This window comes from Kitasatospora sp. NPDC004669 (assembly GCF_040609455.1).
Lineage (GTDB): Bacteria > Actinomycetota > Actinomycetes > Streptomycetales > Streptomycetaceae > Kitasatospora.
In genome coordinates, this window is record NZ_JBEXKB010000073.1 from 19,128 (window position 1) to 39,930 (window position 20,803).

19 protein-coding genes and 3 pseudogenes are annotated in these 20,803 nt (G+C 69.7%); 16 read left to right on the top strand and 6 right to left on the bottom strand.

The genetic code is table 11. The features are described from left to right. Positions 1 to 11 precede the first annotated feature (11 nt). Together ABZW30_RS38450 and ABZW30_RS38455 are read left to right on the top strand one after the other, a co-directional pair. Positions 12 to 464 (top strand): annotated as a pseudogene (locus ABZW30_RS38450) (Ada metal-binding domain-containing protein); the annotation flags it as partial. 47 nt (positions 465 to 511) lie between these two features. Next, a complete protein-coding gene (locus ABZW30_RS38455; RefSeq protein WP_355675931.1) occupies positions 512 to 1,060 on the top strand; it encodes an Lrp/AsnC family transcriptional regulator in 549 nt (182 codons plus the stop codon). Between the two features lie 830 nt (positions 1,061 to 1,890). Here ABZW30_RS38455 and ABZW30_RS38460 read toward each other — a convergent pair. Then, a complete protein-coding gene (locus ABZW30_RS38460; protein ID WP_355675932.1) occupies positions 1,891 to 3,111 on the bottom strand; it encodes an MFS transporter in 1,221 nt (406 codons plus the stop codon). Between the two features lie 91 nt (positions 3,112 to 3,202). Between ABZW30_RS38460 and ABZW30_RS38465 the strand changes: the two genes are divergently transcribed. Both ABZW30_RS38465 and ABZW30_RS38470 read left to right on the top strand, forming a co-directional pair. Further along, positions 3,203 to 3,664 (top strand): MerR family transcriptional regulator, encoded by a 462-nt coding sequence (locus tag ABZW30_RS38465; RefSeq protein ID WP_355675933.1) that lies wholly within the window; start codon positions 3,203 to 3,205, stop codon positions 3,662 to 3,664. Between the two features lie 199 nt (positions 3,665 to 3,863). Continuing rightward, entirely contained in the window at positions 3,864 to 4,979 is a 1,116-nt protein-coding gene (locus tag ABZW30_RS38470) for a SpoIIE family protein phosphatase (RefSeq protein ID WP_355675934.1), read from the top strand. A gap of 252 nt (positions 4,980 to 5,231) precedes the next feature. Here ABZW30_RS38470 and ABZW30_RS38475 read toward each other — a convergent pair. Both ABZW30_RS38475 and ABZW30_RS38480 read right to left on the bottom strand, forming a co-directional pair. Continuing rightward, positions 5,232 to 5,369: pseudogene (locus ABZW30_RS38475) on the bottom strand (phospholipase A2); the annotation flags it as partial. A gap of 288 nt (positions 5,370 to 5,657) precedes the next feature. Beyond that, on the bottom strand, positions 5,658 to 6,881 hold the full coding sequence (locus tag ABZW30_RS38480) for a PP2C family protein-serine/threonine phosphatase (protein WP_355675935.1): 1,224 nt from the start codon (positions 6,879 to 6,881) through the stop codon (positions 5,658 to 5,660). A gap of 243 nt (positions 6,882 to 7,124) precedes the next feature. Between ABZW30_RS38480 and ABZW30_RS38485 the strand changes: the two genes are divergently transcribed. Next, the gene (locus tag ABZW30_RS38485; RefSeq protein ID WP_355675936.1) at positions 7,125 to 7,472 is read left to right on the top strand and encodes a hypothetical protein; all 348 of its coding nucleotides are present in this window, start codon (positions 7,125 to 7,127) and stop codon (positions 7,470 to 7,472) included. On the opposite strand, the gene ABZW30_RS38490 is transcribed toward ABZW30_RS38485, so the two are convergent. Continuing rightward, the gene (locus ABZW30_RS38490; RefSeq protein WP_355675937.1) at positions 7,436 to 8,491 is read right to left on the bottom strand and encodes a helix-turn-helix domain-containing protein; all 1,056 of its coding nucleotides are present in this window, start codon (positions 8,489 to 8,491) and stop codon (positions 7,436 to 7,438) included. The two genes, ABZW30_RS38485 and ABZW30_RS38490, sit on opposite strands and share 37 nt — an antisense overlap. A gap of 598 nt (positions 8,492 to 9,089) precedes the next feature. Between ABZW30_RS38490 and ABZW30_RS38495 the strand changes: the two genes are divergently transcribed. The 5 genes from ABZW30_RS38495 (at position 9,090) to ABZW30_RS38515 (ending at position 12,489) form a co-directional block, all read left to right on the top strand. Then, positions 9,090 to 9,458 (top strand): peptidoglycan-binding domain-containing protein, encoded by a 369-nt coding sequence (locus ABZW30_RS38495; RefSeq protein ID WP_355675938.1) that lies wholly within the window; start codon positions 9,090 to 9,092, stop codon positions 9,456 to 9,458. Between the two features lie 214 nt (positions 9,459 to 9,672). After that, positions 9,673 to 10,083, top strand: a complete 411-nt coding sequence (locus ABZW30_RS38500) for a peptidoglycan-binding domain-containing protein (RefSeq protein ID WP_355675939.1) — start codon at positions 9,673 to 9,675, stop codon at positions 10,081 to 10,083. Positions 10,084 to 10,228: 145 nt separating this feature from the next. Further along, entirely contained in the window at positions 10,229 to 10,630 is a 402-nt protein-coding gene (locus ABZW30_RS38505) for a peptidoglycan-binding domain-containing protein (protein ID WP_355675940.1), read from the top strand. A gap of 74 nt (positions 10,631 to 10,704) precedes the next feature. Continuing rightward, a complete protein-coding gene (locus tag ABZW30_RS38510; protein WP_355675941.1) occupies positions 10,705 to 11,790 on the top strand; it encodes a peptidoglycan-binding protein in 1,086 nt (361 codons plus the stop codon). 300 nt (positions 11,791 to 12,090) lie between these two features. Next, positions 12,091 to 12,489 (top strand): peptidoglycan-binding protein, encoded by a 399-nt coding sequence (locus tag ABZW30_RS38515; protein WP_355675942.1) that lies wholly within the window; start codon positions 12,091 to 12,093, stop codon positions 12,487 to 12,489. 393 nt (positions 12,490 to 12,882) lie between these two features. Here the strand turns inward: ABZW30_RS38515 and ABZW30_RS38520 are convergent, their stop codons facing one another. After that, positions 12,883 to 14,082, bottom strand: a complete 1,200-nt coding sequence (locus ABZW30_RS38520; RefSeq protein ID WP_355675943.1) for a hypothetical protein — start codon at positions 14,080 to 14,082, stop codon at positions 12,883 to 12,885. Positions 14,083 to 14,415: 333 nt separating this feature from the next. On the opposite strand from ABZW30_RS38520, the pseudogene ABZW30_RS38525 reads away from it, so the two are divergent. The 6 genes and pseudogenes from ABZW30_RS38525 to ABZW30_RS38550 all read left to right on the top strand — a co-directional run. Further along, positions 14,416 to 14,574: pseudogene (locus ABZW30_RS38525) on the top strand (ISAzo13 family transposase); the annotation flags it as partial. Positions 14,575 to 14,628: 54 nt separating this feature from the next. Continuing rightward, positions 14,629 to 15,246 (top strand): HAD-IA family hydrolase, encoded by a 618-nt coding sequence (locus ABZW30_RS38530; RefSeq protein ID WP_355675944.1) that lies wholly within the window; start codon positions 14,629 to 14,631, stop codon positions 15,244 to 15,246. 373 nt (positions 15,247 to 15,619) lie between these two features. Beyond that, positions 15,620 to 17,638: an IPT/TIG domain-containing protein gene (locus ABZW30_RS38535; RefSeq protein WP_355675945.1), complete on the top strand. Its 2,019-nt coding sequence runs from the start codon at positions 15,620 to 15,622 to the stop codon at positions 17,636 to 17,638. Positions 17,639 to 17,852: 214 nt separating this feature from the next. Next, the gene (locus ABZW30_RS38540; protein ID WP_355675946.1) at positions 17,853 to 18,230 is read left to right on the top strand and encodes a hypothetical protein; all 378 of its coding nucleotides are present in this window, start codon (positions 17,853 to 17,855) and stop codon (positions 18,228 to 18,230) included. After that, positions 18,227 to 18,385, top strand: coding sequence for a hypothetical protein (locus ABZW30_RS38545; RefSeq protein ID WP_355675947.1), 159 nt, complete (start codon positions 18,227 to 18,229; stop codon positions 18,383 to 18,385). The genes ABZW30_RS38540 and ABZW30_RS38545 overlap by 4 nt, the downstream gene beginning before the upstream one ends. 378 nt (positions 18,386 to 18,763) lie before the next feature. Then, positions 18,764 to 20,341 (top strand): LCP family protein, encoded by a 1,578-nt coding sequence (locus tag ABZW30_RS38550; RefSeq protein ID WP_355675948.1) that lies wholly within the window; start codon positions 18,764 to 18,766, stop codon positions 20,339 to 20,341. Positions 20,342 to 20,414: 73 nt separating this feature from the next. On the opposite strand, the gene ABZW30_RS38555 is transcribed toward ABZW30_RS38550, so the two are convergent. Then, a partial coding sequence (locus tag ABZW30_RS38555) for an integrase core domain-containing protein (protein WP_355675949.1) occupies positions 20,415 to 20,803 on the bottom strand: 389 nt, incomplete at its 5' end.

Here is a 20,803-nt window from a genome sequence, read left to right on the forward strand (position 1 = left end):
ATGCTGGAGTGGTGCATGGAGACAGGGAACGGTGTATCCGGGCTGTGCAGTCCAAGGACGCCAGGTTCGACGGCTGGTTCTTCACCACCGTTCTGACGACGAGGATCTATTGCCGGCCCAGTTGCCCGGTGGTGCCGCCGAAGCCGAAGAACATGAGTTTCTACCCGAGCGCGGCAGCGGCCCAGCAGGCGGGGTTCAGAGCCTGCAAGCGGTGTCGTCCGGATGCGACGCCGGGGTCTCCGGCGTGGAACGAGCGGGCGGATCTGGTGGCACGGGCAATGCGATTGATCCGGGACGGAGTCGTCGACCGGGACGGTGTGTCCGGGCCGGCGGCACGGCTCGGGTACAGCACCCGGCAGATCGAGCGCCAGCTCGGCGCCGAACTCGGTGCGGGCCCCATCGCCCTCGCGCGGGCGCAGCGGGCGCAGGCCGCCCGGCTGCTGATCGAGACCAGCGCCATGCCGAGGCCACAGCCGCCGTCCGGTCGTGGGACGCCTACGACCTCATGAGAGTGTTTCCCGCGGGCTTCGCCTGGAGCGCGGGACTGCTGACCAGGGACCAGTTCGACGCCCTCACCCCTTACTCGCGAGAGCCCGGCGACGTACCGGAGCGCCAGCCGCTCGACGACGCGCTCATCGACCAACTGACCGAGAACGCGCGCGCCGGCTACAGCGACCTGGCCGACCGACTGGGAACATCTGCGACGACAGTGCGCCGTCGGCTGGACCTGCTCCACTCCGCGCGCATGGTGCGACTGGCCTGCGAAGTGGACCTGCGGTTGCTGGGCATCGGCAGTGAGGCGCTGCTGTGGATCGCCACCGCGCCAGGCAGCCTGGAAGCGACCGGAAACGAGCTGAGCCGGCATCCGCAGGTCCGGTTCGCCGCCGCAACGACCGGGGCCGCGAACCTGCTGGTGGCCGTCGCAGCCGACGATCTGGGCGGACTGTACACCTTCCTCACCAAGACCGTCGGATCGCTCGACGACATCCGCGGCCTGGAGGTGACCCCAATCCTCGGCTCGGTCAAACGGACCGGTCTCCTTCGCCCATCCGAGATCTGACGGGGATCCCACCGCTCACTCCGGTCTCGCGGAGGACTTCGGCCTGCGCTCTCGCCGTGCGCCGCCTGCTCGACTTCAAAAGAACAGCCAATGAGTGTCCGGCTTGTGCCAGATGGTCCACCCCCGGGACGGGTTCGCGCACTGCCGCTCCGGTCCGGCCCCGACATCGTCCGACGTCGCTCGATCAAGCGGCCGTCTCGGTACATGACCTGCCCGGAACCGGCGAACAACCTCACCGCCTGCCCGTCCTCCTCCAGGGTGGCGGCGTAGCGGTCGAGGAAGAGCTGGCCCAGGTGGTGGTCGGTGTGCCGGTCGTCCACGTTGTCGGACAGTGTCCGGGCGATGCCGCGGACCTGGAAGGAGACCCGGTGCAGGGCGCGCAGCGCCTCGCCGTGCGGCAGGGGCTCCCGCTCTGCGCGCACGGCACACCGTGTGTTCCAGCGCAGGCTCTCCTGCCCTTGGCGGACGTCCTCCTGCGCGTGCACCGCCAGTTCCTCCAGGTGCCTGCCCCGCTCCGGCCATGCGTGTGCGCGATCCGTGTGTTGCCGTTCCCGCAGCCCGTGGCTACGGCGAGGTACTGCTGCGCTCCGGGAGCCGGCACGAGGCGGCCTCCCAGGCCAGGAGCGCTGCGAGCAGCACCTTGGCGCTTCGTGTCAGCACCGTGGCCGCCCACCCGGGGAGCGATGCCCAGGCGATGTTCGGCGGCCGCCGGGGCCGGCGTGCCGCATCCCGCCACCGCGCGGCGATGGCCGGGTGCCCCCGGGGAAACGGGACTGTCACGTTCTGCTCCGTTCACTGCCGCGGTGCGGGCCGCGCGGGGTCACCGCGGGTCAGTCGCGATCGTGGCCGGCCCGCAAGCCGGCTATGGCGCAGACGAGCAGTGTCGCGGTGACGACGGTCAGCGGTGCGGTCCAGGTCCCGGTGGCGGCGTGCAGGGCGGCGGCGAGGGCGGGACCGGTGGCGGCCAGGAGGAAGCCGTAGGACTGGGCCATGGTGGACAGGGCGGTCATGTGGTCGGGGTCGGTTCCGCGGTGGGCGTAGAGCACCCCGGGGAGAGCCTGTCCGGCGCCGAGTCCGAAGCCCAGGACGGCCACCCACAGCATCGCGGTGCCGGCCGGTGCGGACGTGAGCCCGGTGAGGCCGGTCGCGCAGACCAGGATGGTCGCGATGATGTGCGGGCGCTGGTCGGCGCGTTTCGCGGCCAGGATCGGTGCGATGAAGCCGCCTGCGGCGATGCCGAGGATGAGCAGGGTCTGCCCTGTGCCGGCGGTGCCGCGGGTGAGACCGGCCTGGACGAGAATCGACGGCAGCCAGGCCAGCGCGGTGTAGAAGGCGAAGGTCTGGACACCGAAGAAAGCGGTCAGGCTCCAGGCGACCGCGGTCCGCGCCACGTGCGGGCGGTCGGTGCGCTCGGTGCCGGTGGTGGCAGCCGGTTGCGGCGGCCGGTGGCGCAGTTGCGGGGTCATGCCGGCCGCGGCCAGTACGGCGGGGATGACGGCCAGGCCGATGGCCGGCCGCCAGGAACCGGTGGCCTGGGCGACGGGTACGACCAAGGCGGCGATCAGGGCCGAGCCGACGCCCATCGACAGGGCGTAGAGGCCCATCATCGCGCCGACGCGCTCGCGCGGGAAGCGCTTGCGCACCAGGACCGGGATGAGCACGTTGACGACGGCGGTGGCCGCGCTCACCACGACGGTTCCCGCGTAGAGGCCGGGCATCCCCAGCATGCGCAGCACGGTCCCGGCCACCAGGAGCAGGCCGGCCCACCACAGCCCGCGCTCCTCGCCGAGACGTCGCCGCAGCACGGCCGCGAGCGGTGCGAAGGCGCCCATGCACAGCGGAGGCAGCAGCCCCAGCACGGAGACCGCGGCGGGGCTGAAGCCCGCGACCGGGGCCAGCGGTCCGATCTGCCCGAACGCGACGCGGGTGTTCAGGCTCATCAGCACGAACCCCAGAACGAGCAGCGCACCGGCGCCCGAGGCAAGGGGTGGCCCGGTACGGGCACGGCGGGTCGCGAGGGTCGCCGTCGGCGACGGCGGGGACGCGGGCATAGCGGGTCCTCCAGAGCGCGTGGTGGTTTAGGCTCGCCAGCGTGCACGCTCAAGCTCACTTGAGCGCAAGTTCTCTCACGCGGAGGACCGGTTGGAGCGGCTGTACTCGATCAGCGAGGTCGCCAGGGCGTTCGGGGTCTCGATACCGACGCTGCGCTACTACGAGGAATGCGGACTGATCCAGCCCACCGCGCGGCGCGGCCGGGTGCGCCAGTACGACCGCGCGGCTCTGGCACGGCTCGCCTACGCCCGGCTGTGGCACCACGACGGGATGCTGACACTCGCCGACACCGCCGCCGTGATGACCGTCGAACACGCGCAGGACCGTCATGCCCTGATCGACGCCCAGTACGCCGCCGTGCAGGAGCGGATCCACCGGCTCACCGGCGCCGCCGCCGTGCTGCGGCACATGCTGGACTGCCCGGCGGACGACCCGCTGAGCTGTCCCGTGACCGGCGCCTACATCCACGCCCGCGTCGACGCCACCCTCGCCGGCGCGGAACTCCCCGACATGATCTTGCCCAACACGCCTGAAACGGCCCCGGACGCCTGACGCTCCAGCGGCACGGATTTCGTCGGTCTGCTCCAGGTGCCCGATCGGCTTGTGCCGCTCGGCCCGGTCGTCGTCCAGGCCCGTGCCGGGCGGCGGTTCTGAGCTGCCCAACTCCACGGCAGGAGCCGTACCGCCCGCCCTGGCCCGCCGCGTCTATCGTGGAATGAGGCACCAGCGGCGGCGTCGAGGCGAGACGGACGTGACGGAACCTGAGATCGACTACAGGGCGGTGTTCCGGGCCCTCCCCGGGGCGATGGCGCTGTTGACCCCGCAACTGGTCTACGCCGACGTCAACGAAGGGTTCCTGCGCACGTTGGGCCGCACCCGCGGGCAAGTCATCGGCCGCTACCTGCCCGACGACTTCGCCCACGCCCAGAACGACCCCGGCGCAGCCGTGGTGCGCAACATCCAAGCGTCGATGCACCAGGTGCTCGGAAGCGGCGAGCCCAACATCATCGAGCTGCAGCGCTACGACATCGAGGACCCCGACCGGCCCGGGGTACGGGGCGAGCGCTACTGGAGCATGATCAACGCTCCCGTCTTCGACTCGGACGGGCGGGTGGCACTGCTGATCCACCGGGTGGAGGAGGTCACCGAACTCATCCGCGCCCGCGAGGTCGCGCTGAGCCTGCAAGAGGCGATGCTGCCCGCTCCCCGCCCGGTCGGACGCCACCCGGCAGCCGTACGCTACCGGCCCGCCGTCGACACGCTGAACGTGTGCGGTGACTGGTACGACCTGGTCGACCTGCCCGGCGACCGCATCGCGGCCGCCGTCGGCGACGTCGTAGGGCACGGCTTGTCCGCAGCCCAGGTCATGGGGCAACTGCGCAGCGCGCTCAGCACCGCCTCCCGCGTTGCCGACGGCCCCGCCCGGAGCCTGGAAGTCCTCGGCTTGTACGCCCGCTCCGTCGACGGCGCCGAGAACACCACCGTGGCCAACACGTTCATCGACTGGGAGACCCACACCATCGCCTACAGCAGCGCCGGCCATCCCCCGCCGGCCCTCCTGCGGGTCGACGGCACCGTCGAGTTCCTGGACCAGGCCACCGACCCCCCGCTCGGCGCCAGCCCCGAACAAGTCCCCCCGCCCCAGGCCACGGCGCACTTCACCGACGGCGCCGTGCTCGCGCTGTACACCGACGGCCTCATCGAACGCCGCCACGAAGACATCGACACCGGCCTCGCCCGGCTCGCCGACTCCCTGACCCGCCACCGGGCAACCGACCCCGAAACCCTCGCCGACGCCCTGCTCTCCGACTTGCTCCCGCCCGGCGGCGTCACCGACGACACCGCCCTGGTCATCGTGCGCCTATGAGCAGGAGGCCGACCTGTCCCTCTGGTCCCGACACGGCGACGCCCGCCGATAAGGAACGGAAGCGGCACCGGCGTGGCTGCGACGCCGCGATGCGCGGTGCAGCCGCCCGCGCAAGGCCGTGAGCCCGCTGCGCAGCGGGTGCGACGGGGCGGGCGCCTTGGCGGACTGCTGCTGGAGGAAGATGTCGTCGACGCGTTGCTCGGGGGAGAGGCCGGTCAGACTGTTGCGGAAGCCGTCGTCCCCGTACAGGTCCTTGTAGTTGTGGTACCCGAAGTCGTGGCGGATGCAGGCGAGGCTGAAGTCGAAGCCGTCGATCTGGTTCGATGCGGGGGAGTTGCAGATGTCGGTGTCCCAGTTGAACTCGTAGCGGTCGGGCTTGCCGCTGCGGTGGGCGCCGTACTCCTGCTACCAGGCGTCGGTCGCGGCCTGGCCGGGCCGGGCCAGCTGTTCGAGGCGCGCGATTCGCTCCGCGCGACTGGGCGGGGTGCCCGGGTGTTGGCGGCGTGGAGGCGCCCGGCGGGGGCGGCGGCCCAGCCGTCCCCTGACCCCGGCCACCGGCCGGAACACAGACCAGCTCACCGACGGAACAGCGCGCTCTCCCCAGCAGCGCCGGCCCGAACAGGAGCAGGCCGCGAAGGGCGGTGCTGTCCAGTTCGGATTCGGTTGACGTCGAGGCGTTCAGCCAAGAACCGCGAGGTGGTCGGCGGCGCCCCCGCGCCATTCGATCATGAAGAGGGTGGCGTCGTCGCTGGTGCGCCCGCCCCGTTCCCTCTTCAGCGTGTGGGAGAGCCGGCGCAGATCCGCCCGCATCCCCTTTGACGGCTCTTCCCCCAGGTGGTTGATACAGCGGATGAGGCGTTCCTCACCGAACGGTTCCCCGCCGGCGACGTGCTCTTCGATGATGCCGTCGGTGTAGCACAGCACCCGGTCGCCCCGCTGGAGCACGTGCTCTTTGATCCGGGGCTGCTCACCGCCGAAGCCGACAGGCAGCGTCGTCGCGCTCTCCAGCTGCTGCACGACCTTGCCGTCGCGGATCAGCAGCGGCGCGGGGTGACCCGCGTTGACCAGCTCCATCTCACCGGTGGCGATGTTCACGTGCATCAGCTGGGCGGTGACGAAGTGGTCCGGACCGAACTGCCGGGAGACGGCGTCGTCCATGAACGCGTACTTCTCGGGCAGGCTGATGAACACGCGCCGAGCGTGCCGGTAAGCGCCGATGGCGATGGTCGCCATCGCGGCGGCGTCCAAGCCGTGGCCCATCGCGTCGATCACGGCCGCGTGCAGGATGTTGTCGTTGAGGGCGTAGTCGAAGCTGTCGCCGGCGACGCGGTAGGCGGGCTCCAGGATGCCGGCCACCGCGACCTGCGGCACGGACATCGTCAGCGGCGGCAGCAGGCTCCACTGGATCTCCGCGGACACGCTCATCGGCTCCCGGCGCCGGGCCTGGAAGAACTGGTCGGTGTAGGCGTTCTTGGTGACGAGCATCTCGGCCACCAGGGCGGCGAGTCGGCGCAGCAGGCGCCGGTCGTCGTCGCCGACGGAGTCCAGGGTCAGGGCCATCACACCCACCTGGTCGCTGCCGTCCAGCAGCGGCAGGTACATCCGGACGCCATGGGCCTGCGGCACCTCGACGACGTCCTCGCTCAGGAAGGCCCGGCCGGCGTGGGAGTCTGCCATCGGCTCGGGCTGGCCGACGTGCAGCTTCCTGCCCGGCAGCGGCACCAGCAGCTCCTGCGCGTAGTCCTGGAGCAAGATGGAGATGTCGCGGCCGCCGATCCCGGCCACCTCCTCCGCGATCAGTGGGGCGATCAGCTGCGGTGGCATCAGCCGAGCCCGATCAAGCAGCAGGCCGAGCAGCCGCTCGCCGAAACCCTCCGACCGGTCCACGCTCTCCTTGTCCATGACCCGGTTCGCCACCTCATTCCTGCCACCCACGCCGGTCACCGCTTCCGTACAAAGTGACCTGGGAAGCCGCCGGAGTGGTTCATTGCGCCAATGCGCGGCATGTCGGCCCACGCCGACCGCACGGTGCACCGGTGGCGCCGCGCCTGCCCCGGCCACACCTGCGCCGACCAAGCGGGAGTTGGTGGCCGCGCTGGTGTCCACTCCGGGCCTGACACGACCTGCGGGCCCCCGAGTTCACATATGGCTCACCTGCTGAGCCCGCACGCGGCGGAGAGCAAGTTCGCCCACGCCGCGCTCAACGATCTGGAGAAGAAGCGACTCACCGTCAAACACGGCACCGGCGAGGACGGCCGCGACATCTGGGGGATGACCACCGCCGGCCGCAACGCCGCCCAGGCGCTGTTCCCCGACGGCCGGGACATCGGCGGCATCGCCCCCAAGGCCGGAGCCGGCTCCGCCGTCGGCCACGCCCCGGCCGTCAGCGAGACTGTCATCGGCTTCGTGGCCGGCGGCGCATGCCCGGTCATGCGGCCTGGCGCGTCTTCGTTCGGTCAGTGCTTCGCGGTCGCCGACAGACTGCCCGTATAGGCCTGCACGCAGAACGGCCAGTCGGAGAAATCAGGATGGAGCAGATAGAGCCGGTACGCCGTGGAAATGTTCCATTCCGGATCGAGCGCCTGACGCGAAGAGCCATCGAATTGATGGATCCGGCCGTCCACGATCTGGAAGACACCCCAATTCCGTGAGCCGTCCGGGTTCGGCAGCACATAGAGCGGATCGAGTCCGGACTGGCAGCGGGCGACGGCCACCGCCTCGTCCGCCCCGGTGGTGAAGACCTGGCGGATGCGCTGCTCGACCTGGGCCGGCGTCCAGCTGGTCATCGAAGCCTTGTGTGTGTACAGGGCCATGGCCGTCGCCCGGTCGACCACACCGGTGGCCGGCAGCCCGGCCAGTACCTGGAAGGCCGTCGTCCGGCGGAGGGTCTCGGGTCCGAAGTCACCGTCGATGCTCAGCGTGGTGCCGGTCGCGGTCAGCAGCTTCTGCGCCTCCAGCACGCAGCCGTCGTGCTCTCCCATGTTCACCACCGGCTGGCAGGCGGGCGAGAGCAGGGTCCCGCCGCCCCGGACGGGGGTCGGCCCCCGGCCCGGAAAGCCCGGGAGGATCAGTGAGGCCACGCCCAGCAGGAGCGACAGGACGGCCCCCGCCAGGCCGATCCAGGTACGTCGCCCCAGCCGCGAGCGAGCCGGGGCGGGCGCCCCGGGCTGGTCCACCGGGCCCGCACCCGCCTGCCGCTCAGCGGGTGTTGCGGGCGGCGGTTGCGGCTCACCGGTCCTGCTCGCGCCCTGCGGCCGCACGCCCGCAGGTTCGGACAGATCCTCCGGATCGGCCAGGACGCCTTCACGGCGGTTCCAGGCCCGTGCCGCCGCCCGCCACGGCTCGTCCAGATGGTCCGCGTCCGCCAGGACCAGTGCGCACAGCGCTCGCACCGCCTGCCGGGGCGGCAGCTTCTTGCCGTTGAGGTAGCGCTCCCAGGACGACTTGCTGTACGCCGTCCGCCCTGCCAGCGCCACCAGGCTCAGACCACTGTGCTCCTTCAGCTCCCTCATGCCCTCCACGAGCAGCCGGGTCTCAGGCTCCAGGCCGCGCGGTAACGGTGTCCTCGACGCCATGGCTTTGCAAACCCCCGATTCGGTTCGGGACATCCCAGCAGGTCAGGCCCTGGGACGTCCCACGATTTCCCACCTGCCGCCATTCTCTTCCACCGTCCGATGCTGTGGGGCAGATTGGTGGCATCCCAGCCGGAAGCGACTTACGGGCCGCCGAATGGGATGAAGGGGAATCACGCTGTCCGCCCCTGAGAACGGCTCTGCCGTGGGCGCGGCCGTCTTGACCGGCAGTCGTACGATCCGGGCGCGCCCGTTCCGACCCCCGCCGTGGTGCCCGTCGCACCGCGGTGACCCGGGCGGAGCAGGGGACCGAACCGGCTGCTCACTTCGACGAACTCGCTCCTGTCCTGGATCTCCCGTCCCCGGTGGACGGTCACTGGACTGGAGGCCGTTGCGAGCCGCCCGCCGTATATGGCGGGTTCGTGGCGTGGTGCGCTGACCGGCCAACACGCCGGCCTGATGACCGGCAGTCGCAACTGACAGTGCACATCGCAGGTACTGACGGATTGCCAGGACCAGAAGCCCTGGGAGGGGATCGATGAAATACCGCAAGCCGCTTCGCCGACTTGCCACTACGGCCGGCGCCGCCACGCTCATGATGGGCAGCACGCTGCCCATCATGGCGCCCGCCGCCCACGCCTCCACGACTGCCCCTTCCCTCAGCAAGGGCTCCACCGGTCCGGGTGTTCAGTGCGTCCAGGCGGCCATCAACTCCTGGGACGGTGCCGGCCTTGACCAGGACGGTGTCTTCGGTCCGGCCACCGACGCGGCGGTGCGTCAGTTCCAGGCCGAGAGGGGCCTGGTGGTGGACGGCATCGTCGGCCCGAAGACCGGCGATCTGATCTGGCAGCAAGATCGCGGCAACGGCGCCGGCTACTGCTACCAGTACCTGCCCACAAGCTCCTGACGGTCAGCTCTGACACGCCCCGCAAACCTTGTCGGAGGGCGTGTCCGCCGCGGTTCACGGCGTCGACGTGCGGCGACATTTGCGGTGAAGCCCACTGGTGAAGCCTTCGTCGACACGGTGTCTTCGTTCGGCGAGAAGCCGCCAGTCCCAACAGCGGCCCGGCCGGCGTCCGCTGTCACTCACGACTGCGAAACCACAGTAAGGACATACGACGATGCACCTCATCCGGAAGATCACAACGACCAGTGCCGGCCTCGCGGCCGCTGGGGTCCTGCTGGTGACGGCGGTGCCGAGCGCCCAGGCCGCCACCGGTCAGCCTTCCCTTCGCCAGGGCAGCAGCGGCCTGGGGGTCGCCTGCGTCCAGTGGGAGGAGAACCAGTTCTTCGACGACCCGCGCACCGCCATCGCGGTGGACGGCGACTTCGGGCCCGCTACCTACAACTTGACGCTCAGCTACCAGAGCGCGTTCGGGCTTCAGGCGGACGGTGTCGTGGGCCCCAGGACCGGTGGCGTCATCGCCAACGCCATCCAAACGACTCTCAACACGTACCCCGGGGCCAACTACCGGTTCTGGCAGGGCTACTGGCTCAGCGACTGCTATGGCGCCCTGCCGACCAGCGGGTGACTTCGTCCACAGTCCGTCCCGCCGATCACCCAGGAGGGTTTCGGCGGGCGGACGCCCCTCGTAGCGACGGCCTGGCACACGTACTGCGCGACAGCGCCTCGCGCCAATGGCGCATCAATTCTCGAACAACAAGCAGGAGAGCACCATGCACCTGATCCGGAGGATCACGACAACCGGCGCCACCCTCGCGGCCACAGGGGCCGTGCTGGTGACGGCGGTGCCCAGCGCCCACGCCGCCACCGGGCTGGCCTCCCTGCGCCAGGGCAGCAGCGGACTGGGCGTGGCCTGCGCCCAGTGGACCGAGAACATCTTCCTCCAGCCGCAGACCCCCCTCGCGGTGGACGGCGACTTCGGGCCCGCTACCTACCGCGCAACTGTCCAGTACCAGGGCGAAAACGGGCTCGCCCAGGACGGCATCATCGGCCCCCACACCGGCGACTCGATCACGTCGTTCATCAACAGCGCCCTGAAGAATTTCGGCGACGCTCAGATCTGGAACGGCCACTCGCTGAGCGAGTGCTACGGCGCCGTCCCCACCAGCAGCTGAACCATGCGCGGGTCGACCGGCCACAGCGCGACCTGTTCTGTCCGACAAACCATCATGAACCTGGAGAACCTCCTGTGCGAACCGTCCTGCCCACCCGGCGCCGCTTGTCGCTGAGCCTGGCCCTCGCGGCCGTCGTTACCGGCGCCGGCGCGTACACCGCCTCCGCCGCACCCGCCACGGCCGCGCCGACCCCGATACCCCTCACCTCCCCGTCCTGCCCGGCCAACCTCCAGCAGGGCTTGGCCGACGGCTGCGTCACCCAGCTCCAGCTGGAGCTCAACCTGACCGGCGCCCAGATCACCGTCGACGGACAGTTCGGGCCCGCCACCGACACAGCCGCGCGCACCTTCCAGGCCTCGCACGCCCTGACCGCCGACGGCATCGTCGGCCCGGCCACCAAGACGGCGCTCGACACGGCGGCGGCCGCCGCCTCCGGCACCGTCGACCTGCGCACCCAGTGCGGCGACCTGCAGACCGGCGCCACCGGACCGTGCGTCACGACCCTGCAGACGATGCTGAACACATTCAACGCGGGCCGCCTCACCGTGGACGGCCAGTTCGGCCCGGCCACCGACACGGCCGTGCGCACCTTCCAGGCCTCGCACGCCCTGACCATCGACGGCATCGTCGGCACGGGCACCAAGAACGCCCTCTACGCCAGCACCCCCAACCCGCTGCCCAGCGGTCCCGTCGACCCCAACAAGGTCCTGAACGCGGCCAAGTCCTACCTGGGCGTCCCGTACGTGTGGGGCGGCGGCCACTCGCTGCGCGGCGAGGGCCCCGGCCCGTCGCTCGGCACCTGCGACGGCTACAACGGCAAGACCCAGCCCTGCCCGGCCAACACCACCGTCGGCCTGGACTGTTCGGGCCTGGTCCGCGCGGCCTACTGGTTCGGCGCCGGCATCGACCTCGCCAACGGCGGCGACACCAGCAAGCAGACCCTGGACAGCCACCTCACCCCGATCACCGAGTCCCAGCGCCGGCCCGGCGACCTGGAGTACTTCGGGACGGACGCGCACAACACCGTGCACGTCGTGCTCTACGCCGGCACCGACCCCACCACCGGCGCGGACATGATGTACGAGGCCAAGGAGACGGGCAGCAACGTCCACTACGTCACCCTGCACACCGGCGGGTACTGGTACCACGTCACGGCCTGACCGTGCGGGCGTCGTGCGGGTGACAGCAGCTGACACCCGCACGACGCCCCCGCCCCCCGTCAGCCGGGGAGCCCCCTGGAGGAAATCGCCGGTCCGGGACCGTCAGCACCCGCGAGGCGATGAACAACGCGAGCACGTTCTCATCCACCGGCGCTCGGGACCGCACCGGCAGCGCGAAGCCCCCGACCCACCCTCACTCCTCTGCCAATGCCGATGCCGACGGCCGCTACGTTCCGATCCGGTAGGCCGTTCCCCGCGCGCTGACGTCTTGTCATGATTCCGTCGAGAGAGAGAAGCACAATGAAGACCTTGAAGAAGGTAGTACCGGCGCTGGTGGCGGTCACGATTCTCACCGGTGGCGGCAGCATCGCCACCGCCACGAGCGCGTCCGCCGCCACGACCTACAGCTGCGGCAACGAATACCAGACACCGAACCCCATCGCCGGAGGGTCCACCTTCAGTGAGTTCGGCTACTACAGCGGTAACGACTACGTGCCGGGCAACGGCGAGTTCAGCTACGCCGCGATCGAGGCGCAGTGCCTGCTCAATACCTTGGGCTACGGTCTGACCGTTGACGGCTACTACGGGCCCAACACCCAGAACGCAGTGAGGAACCTCCAGACCACGTACCAGATCTACCCCATGGATGGTTTCCTCGGTCCGATCACCTGGCCGCATCTGCGCGAAGTCGCCAGGTAACAGCCCGGCCGAATGCGGTACCTCCCAAGGGGCCGGGGTGGCAGCACAGTCGCTGCCACCCCGGCCCCTTCGCCTGTCGGTCGCCACATCACCGAACTGCGCCGACCCTGCACAACCCGGCGGAGACACACGGAAGATCCCGGGAACCACGACTTAGGGTCCTCGCTTGGCGCACGTAGTCGTGGGCCCGGATGCTGGTCATCCGGCTGAACCACATGTCGGCTACCGCCCCGCCGATGTAGATGCGACGGACGGCGTCTGCGTCCTTGTTCTCTCGGATCACGTAGTCTCAGCATGCCGGTCCCTCACTGCGGGGCGACCCTCCCGCGCGGCGCGGGCGGCGGGCCTGGGTGCCCACCGCCCGCCGCAGGGCCCCCAGGCCCGGACCGCTGGTCAGCCGATGCAGCCGGGGACGGGGTTGGGGCTCGGCATGCAGTTGGTGGGGCTGTTGGCCATGATTTCGGAGAGGGCGTTCGTGACGGTGCCGGCGTTGTACACACCGCCCGGTGCCGTGGCGGAGGTGTTCCTGGTGATGCTACTGAGTCTGAGGTTGACGGTAGAGTTGACACCGTTGTAAATGCCGCCTGCTCGGTCCCCGGCGTTGTTGTCACGGACGATGCTGGCGTTCAGGTTGAGAACCCCGGTGAACTCGTTCCGGATTCCTCCGCCGTCGCCGCTGGCGGCCGAGTTGCCGGTGATCACGGTGGCATCCACCGTCAGCGTCTCTGCGGCGTTGAAAGTCCCGGTCCAGATCCCTCCTCCGCCCGGGTGGTTGGTTCCCGTGGGAACGCCGAGGGCCCGGTTGTTGGAGATGGTGCTGAGGGAGACGTGCAGCGGCCCGCCGTCGTGGTCGATTCCTCCACCGGCGAAGGCGGAGGTGTTTCCGCTGATGACGGTGGCCGTGATGGTGCCGGTGCCGTCGTCCTGGTCGTAGCCCCCTCCTCCACCGCCGACCAAGGGCGTGCCCGCGGTGTTGTTGGTGAGCCGGGACACGGACAGGTCCAGGCTTCCCCCGGGGTTGTCGATGCCCCCACCGGCGAGGGCGGCGGTGTTGCCGTCGATGGTCGTCGCCCGGATGGTGGCGGTACCCCCGGCGTTGATCTCCACCCCGGCACCGCGGTTGGCGGTGTTGCCGCTGATGGTGAGGGCGTTGGCGTTGAGCGTGCCGCCGCTTTGCACCAGGACGCCTCCGCCATCGCCGGTCGGGTTGCCGTTCTTGATGGTCAGGGACCAGGCCGAGAGCGTGCCGCCGTTCGCTATGTCGATGAGGCGGAAGGTACCCGTGGCGGCGGGGTCGCGCCGAATGGTGGCGCCGTCGCCGACGATGGTGATGTGTGAGGTGATGGCGGGCGTGGCGTCCTCGCCGCTGAGGGCAGAGGTGTAGTCGTAGGCGCAGCCGGGAGAGAGGAAGAGCGTGTCGCCGCCCGAGTTATTGGCGTTGGTGATTGCCGTGTCGAGGTCTGCCGCGCTGCAGCCCACGAACGTTTGAGCGTAGGCGGTGGGGATCGTGGTGAAGACCGCGGCGATGGTGACGCCCATGACGACAGCGGCTGCCGGGGCCGCACGGCGGGGCGTGATGCGAGGGTGGGGCATGGCAGGGGCTCCTGTTCGATTTCCGGGGCCCGCATTGCCGATCGCGTGTAGAGGGCTGCCCGGGATCGTGTGACCGACTGATCCGTCCGTGAGGGAATGGGCGGCCCATCGCGGATGAATAGGAGTAACCCAGATGGCATTTATAACGGCAAGGGGGGCGGCGGAAATTCACCCATGCGGCCTAGCTAAGGGCTTGCAGAGGAACAACGTGTTGCTTCGCGATCTGCGGCTCGTTGATGTGGTACGAGCATCTCCGAGTCGATCCGTGGCCAACTCACCTTGAGGTTCGAGGTGTTGTTCCCGCACCTCGACGAGCGGCAACGGCGTTCACCGATGGGCGCCGAGGCCCGGATTCCGGGCCATGGCGGAGTTCGGGCCGTCGCGAGGGCGGCTCGGGTCAGCGAGACCACGGTCCGCAAGGGCGTGGATGAGCTGGACGCCGGCGAGGAGCCGCTCGGCCGGGTGCGTCGCCCCGGCGGCGGACGCAAGAAGGCCGCCCCCAAGCTCCCGCCGCCCCGTCGACCGCATGAGAGATGAGGACCCAGGATGACAAGTACCCGAAACCGCCTGGCGATCCTGATCGACATCGGCGGCGTCCTCGTCCCGGATCACCTCACGGCAGCGGCCATCGAGTGGAGCACCCGACTCGGAAGATCCCACCAGGACTTCCTCGGCGCGCTGTTCGGTGGCAACGACGACCAGGTGCTCATCGGCCGGACCAGTGAAGAGTCCTGGTGGACCATCGTCCGAGAGCGGCTCGGCGTCGGCCATGGCCTGATCCAGGAGATCCGAGGGGATCTGGCGTCCAGGGAGACCTGGGGCGAGGCCCTCGTGGAGGGCCTGCGCCGCCTTCGGGGCTCGGCGAAGACCGCCGTCGTCAGCAACGCCTGGCCACAGATGCGCACCAGGATGGCGAGCGCCGGACTTCTCGACATGGTGGACGCCATCGTCCTGTCCTGCGAGGTCGGGTACGCCAAACCCGACCCCCGCATCTATGCGGGGGCCCTCCGCCGTGTCGGCGCCCATCCCTTCGAGGCCCTCTTCATCGACGACACCCCGGGACACGTCGCCACCGCGAGGTCACTCGGCATGGCCGGTCACGTACATACGAGCACTGCGGACACTCTTGTTCGGATCCAGGAATTCCTGCAACCGCGCGACTGATACCGACCGTTCCGGCTCCCAGCCGTCCCACCAGCGAGGGGGCGACCCACAACTCTTGACAATTACTCCGGCCGAGCCGTCCCACACGGCGTTCCGTGGGGCGTCGGTCGGTGTGGCCGGTCGCTGCGCTGTGCCTTCTCCTCTCTGCGTCCGGCTGGTGCCGGCCGCGTGCGCCCCCGATCTCTTGTGCGTTTCAACGGCCGCCGGTACGGGGATGAAAGAGGTGATTCGAAACCGTGGGCTGCCCATCCCTCGTCGGGGTGGACAGCCTTTTGCGTTCGTGCTGTGGCGCCCCGGGGGGATCTGAGGGCCTGTGCCGCAGCCTGAAGAGGCCGGCGCAGGGCCGGGCGGCCCTTACCCGAAAGGGGTCCGCATGCGTCCGGACGTCCAGCAGCCGCAGGAACCGTCGATCGCTCGCATATCAACCGAGCACAGGCCGGAAGCAGTTGCCGCGGGTGTGACGAGCGATCTCGCACCGTCGATCGTTCCCATGGCGCCGACATCGATCCCGGTGGGCAACGGTCCGTTCGGGGTCGCCGTCGCGCCCAACGGCAACGCCTATGTCGCCAATGAGGGCGGGGCCAACGTGACGGTGATCGACACCGCGACCGACACCGTCATCGGCGGCCCCATTCCCGTCGGCAGTGGCCCACGTGGGGTGGCGGTCGCATCCAACGGCAACGTCTACGTCACCAACTTCGGAACGAACGACGTGACGGTGATCGACAGCGCCACCAACACCGTCCTCATCGCGAGCCTCCCCGTCGGTATCCGGCCCTGGGGGGTGGCGGTCGCTCCCAACGGCAACGCCTACATCGCCGACTACGGGGCGAACACCGTGACGGTGATCGACACCACCACCAACACCGTCGTCGGCTCCCCGATCGCCGTCAGCGGTTCCGGACCGTCCGGCGTGACGGTTGCTCCCAACGGCAACGTCTATGTCAGCAAGGAGATTACGAACGATGTGACGGTGATCGACAGCAGCACGAACACCGTCCTGGTGCCCAGCATCGTGGTGGGCACCACCCCGTTCCAGCTGTGGAGCGCCCCGAACGGCAAGGTCTTCGTCGCCGATTACGGGGCGAACAATGTGACGGTGATCGACAGCGCCACGAACACCGTCGTGGGTTCCCCCATTCCCGTTGGCACCGGCCCCTTCGGCGGAGCGGTCACCCCCGGTGGGATGGGCTACGCGGTCAACAACGTCTCGAACGACGTGACCGTGTTCGACACCGCAACCGGCATCGTGGTGATCCCCAGCATCGCGGTCGGCCTCCATCCCGACGGCGCGGCCGTCGTCCCCGGCAACAAGGTCTATGTCGCCAACCGCGGTCCGAACTCGGTCAGCGTGATTCCCTTCCCCACGCTGACCGGCATCAGCCCCAGTCAGGGACCCGTGGCGGGTGGGACCGTGGTGACCATCACCGGCACCAACCTCACCGGCGCCGGCGTCACCATCGGCGGCAACGCCGCCACCAACGTCACCGTCAACCCCGGCGGCACCCAGATCACCGCCACCACCCCGGCCGGGACGCCCGGCCCGGCCGACGTCACCGTCACCACCACCGGCATCGACATACTGACCGGCGGCTTCACCTACGTGGCCGGGCCCCCGTTGACCGGCATCAGCCCCGGCCAGGGCACCACCGCCGGCGGCACCATCGTGACCATCGGGGGCCACGACCTGGCCCCCGCCACCGCCGTCCGGTTCGGCGACACCCCCGCCACCATCCTGGCCGACACCGCGACCGTGGTCACAGTGAAGAGCCCGGCGGGATGGGGAGCGGTTCCCGTGACCGTCACCACGCCCGGGGGCACGGCAGATTTCGGCACCTTCTGCTACCTCCCCGCCCCGCTGCTGGCCGGAATCACCACCATCAGCAACCCCGACGGCGGCGCGGGCCCCGCGATGGGCCCCTACACCGGCGGAGGTACTGCGGTCATCACCGGAGTCAACCTGAGCGGGACCACGTCGGTGCGCTTCGGCTCCGGGCTGGCTACCCTCCAGTCCGTCACCGACACTGCCCTCACCGTCGGCATACCCGGCGTCCCGTCCCCCGGCCCGGCGCCCGTCACCGTCATCACTGCCGGCGAAAGCGCCGGCGGCCTGACCTTCACCTACCTCGACGTACCCACCCTGACCGACGTCAGCCCCGGCACTGGACCGACCGGCGGCGGCACCGACGTCACCGTCACCGGCAACCACCTCACCACCACCCAGAACGTCGCCTTCGACAACATCCCCGTCCCCTTCACCGTCATCTCCGACCAGGCCCTCACCGCCACCGCCCCGCCCCACCCCGCCAGCGGAGACGTCACCCTCAAGGTCACCACCCTCGGCGGCAGCTCCCAGAGCACCTACACCTACCTTGACGGCCCCGCCGTCTAACCCGGCGTCCGCGTGACCGCGGCCCGCCTGGGCAGGGGCCGTCTCTCCCGGCAGTGATCAGACGCCGCGAGGTGGAGTACTCCGGCAGGACTTCGATGTCTTGCCTGGTCAGCGGTTGTTGCGCAGCGAGTGCAGTGGGATGACGCCCCGTCACCCCGCATACCCCGCCGTCCCGGCCCGCCAAGCCGGGACGGGCACCACTCGGAGGAGTCGAATGGCCACCACCGAGACCGCCCAACAGGCCGGCCGGTACGGGCGGGAGAAGATGGAGAGCACCCGCCGGGCGAGCCCGGCCGTCAGTCGGCTGCGCCGTGCCCTGCGCCACTGCGGCCAGATCCCGAAACAGGAGAACACCTACGAGTACGGGCTCCACCGCCAGTGGACCCGCCGCCCCCAAAGCCGCTGCTACCCCTGCCACCACAAGCACGAGGAACGCCAGGAGAAGGCCGGCGCCAAGGCCTTCAAGTGCCCGGAGAGGGCCCGGGAGGCCAAGGCGGTGCTGGACCTGCCGGGGCTCGGTGGGAGGGCGGGCGCACCGCTGGAACTCGACGAGAAGGCCGGCCCGGACCGGTTGGAGTGCCGCAGCGCGTGAGCGACCGGGAGGCGGAGGAGCTGGGCCCGCTGGTGCTGCCCGCCCAGACCGATCGGGAGCTGGTGGCCGCGCTGGTCTCCGCTCCGGACGATCCGTGGTGGGAAGCGCGGGTGCTCCACGCGAAGCTCCACCCGGTACGGGACCGTAGGGCGTGACCTGCTGCGTGCGCATCACCCGCCGGCACCACAAGCGGGGCGGCGCGGCGGTCTTCCTCGGCGGATCCGTTGGCGGCCGCGCCCGACGACGGAGGAGCAGCTCATGACCGCTGATACGAAAATCCCCTTTCCCTGGCCCTTCTTGAAGATCAGGCGACCTCGACGGATTGGAGAGTGACTTGATAGCCAGGTCGGTTCAGCCGGCCCGGGCGCATGTGATCTGCAACACGTCGTGTAACAAAACTGCCCGTCAGGGCCTCTGGAGATCAGGGGAACTTTCGTTCGAGGATGGGGGCGGGCAGGGTGGGCCGGAGGCGGAACGGTGGACAGGTCGCTCGTGGCGCGGCAGGCGGTGGGTCGGCCGGGCGGCAGTCCCCGTTGCTGATCGCGGGTCGGGTGGTGGCCTGTACGGTCGGCTTCGCGGTGTTCGCGGCGAGCGGGGTGGTCTGGTACGAGTACACCTCGCTGACCGACGGGATGACCACGTCCAAAGCCCTCGAGGAGACGAAGAAGGACGCCCCCAAGCACCTCGACAACTCGATCAACCTGCTGCTGATCGGCTTGGACAGCCGCAAGGCGATGGACGGCTCGGACCTCGACCCGTCGATCGTCGAGAACGACCTGCACGCCGGCCATGACTCCGAAGTCGGCGGCTACAACACCAACTCGCTGATCCTGCTGCACATACCGGCGGGCGGCGGCAAGGTGCAGGCGGTGTCGATCCCGCGCGACGACTACGTCATGACGTACAAGGGCGACGGCACCAAGCTGGGCATGGCCAAGATCAAGGAGGCGTACGGCAACGCCAAGGACGAGTTCAACAAGAGCCCGAAGGCCAAGGGGCTCAAAGGCCCCGACCTGGAGAAGGCCGGCCGCGACGTCGGGCGCGCGGCCACCATCCGGACCGTCCAGACCTTCCTCGACCAGCCCATCGACCATGTCGCCGAGGTCAACCTGAAGGGCTTCTACGACATCGCCAAGGCGCTGCAGCCGATCGAGGTCTGCCTCACCCACCCGGTGGACGACCCGATCATCGCCCGAACCGCCACCACGGCAGGTGGCGGTACCGGACTCAAGTTGCCGGCCGGGCACAGCAAGCTCGACGCCGCCCAGGCGCTCTCCTTCGTCCGTCAGCGACACCACCTGGACGGCGGTCACGGGAACTCCGACGACTTCGCCCGCACCCACCGCCAGCAGGCCTTCATCTCCTCCGTCGTGCACAACCTCAAGCAGAAGGGCATCATCGGCGACCTCGGCAAGATGCAGGACCTGGTGGGCGTGGTGCAGCAGGACCTCGTCATCGACAACCAGTGGAACGTCCTGGACTTCGCCCAGCAGGCCCCCAACCTGACCGGCGGCAACGCCGAGTTCCGCACCCTCCCGGTCGCCGACCTCAGGCCGGTCGACGGTCAGGATGTCAACATCGTCAACCCGCCCCAGATCCAGAAGATCGTCAAGCAGCTCTTCGGCTACGCGGATGCCGCCGCCGCCCCGGCCCCGACCGACCCGACGCCCACCGGCACCGCCACGACCCCGGCCCCCGCCCAGCCGACCGCCAACTCGACGCCGACCGCCGCGAAGGCCGTCACCGTCGACGTCCTCAACGCCTCCTCGGCCGCCGGGGTGTCCTCCTCCAACGAGGCCAAGGTCCTGGTCGGCATGGGCTTCAAGGAAGGTAGGACCGGCCCGGCCGCCACCAAGCCGAAGAACACCACGGTCACCTACGGCAAGGGCGCCAAGGAGGCCGCCGACCAGATCGCCGCCCGCTACGGCGTCGCCGCCACCGAGTCCGCCTCGGCCGGCGCCGACAAGGTGGTCGTCACCCTCGGCACCACCTTCACCGGCGTCGCGTCGGACCGGCCCACCGCTGCCCCGACCGACCCGGGCACCAACGTGGCCCAGCAGGGCCCCATGGTCGACGCCCAGTCCGACGGCGGGATCCCCTGTGTCTTCTGAAGCCGACCGAGAAACCGCACCTGGCTGCGTAGGTGAGTTGTGAAGTTCCACCCTGCGCTCGGACACTCTCCGTCTACGCCGCGAGGGTGTGACCTTGCTGGTGTCGCTGGCGGATCTCGAGTGGTGTGAGGTATCCCCACTCGGGGTGCCTGCGGAGACGCTTGCGGTTATAGAAGGTCTCGATGAACGCGAAGACCTCCGCGCGGGCGGTGGCACGGTCCGGCCAGACCCGGGTGCCGATCTCCTCCTTGAGCACGGCGAAGAAGCTCTCGGCGGCGGCGTTATCGTAACAGGAGCCGACTCGCCCCATCGACTGCCGCATGTCCAACGTGCCTATCTCACAGCTGAATTCATTCGACGTGTATTGACCGGGTTCAAGGGGTCGTTGCAACACCGCTGGTTTGGAGCGAGAGTAGCTGATCGTCGAGGGCCTCCGCAGGAGTTCTCCAGCCGAGTGTTTTC

What these genes read in the sequence shown, in the direction of transcription:
- ABZW30_RS38480 (WP_355675935.1), bottom strand. Translation starts at nt 6,881, where the DNA reads ATGGACAAGGAGAGCGTGGACCGGTCGGAGGGTTTCGGCGAGCGGCTG.
- ABZW30_RS38515 (WP_355675942.1), top strand. Translation starts at nt 12,091, where the DNA reads ATGAAGACCTTGAAGAAGGTAGTACCGGCGCTGGTGGCGGTCACGATT.
- ABZW30_RS38460 (WP_355675932.1), bottom strand. Translation starts at nt 3,111, where the DNA reads ATGCCCGCGTCCCCGCCGTCGCCGACGGCGACCCTCGCGACCCGCCGT.
- ABZW30_RS38540 (WP_355675946.1), top strand. Translation starts at nt 17,853, where the DNA reads ATGGCCACCACCGAGACCGCCCAACAGGCCGGCCGGTACGGGCGGGAG.
- ABZW30_RS38485 (WP_355675936.1), top strand. Translation starts at nt 7,125, where the DNA reads ATGGCTCACCTGCTGAGCCCGCACGCGGCGGAGAGCAAGTTCGCCCAC.
- ABZW30_RS38520 (WP_355675943.1), bottom strand. Translation starts at nt 14,082, where the DNA reads ATGCCCCACCCTCGCATCACGCCCCGCCGTGCGGCCCCGGCAGCCGCT.
- ABZW30_RS38535 (WP_355675945.1), top strand. Translation starts at nt 15,620, where the DNA reads ATGCGTCCGGACGTCCAGCAGCCGCAGGAACCGTCGATCGCTCGCATA.
- ABZW30_RS38505 (WP_355675940.1), top strand. Translation starts at nt 10,229, where the DNA reads ATGCACCTGATCCGGAGGATCACGACAACCGGCGCCACCCTCGCGGCC.
- ABZW30_RS38495 (WP_355675938.1), top strand. Translation starts at nt 9,090, where the DNA reads ATGAAATACCGCAAGCCGCTTCGCCGACTTGCCACTACGGCCGGCGCC.
- ABZW30_RS38490 (WP_355675937.1), bottom strand. Translation starts at nt 8,491, where the DNA reads ATGAGGGAGCTGAAGGAGCACAGTGGTCTGAGCCTGGTGGCGCTGGCA.
- ABZW30_RS38500 (WP_355675939.1), top strand. Translation starts at nt 9,673, where the DNA reads ATGCACCTCATCCGGAAGATCACAACGACCAGTGCCGGCCTCGCGGCC.
- ABZW30_RS38530 (WP_355675944.1), top strand. Translation starts at nt 14,629, where the DNA reads ATGACAAGTACCCGAAACCGCCTGGCGATCCTGATCGACATCGGCGGC.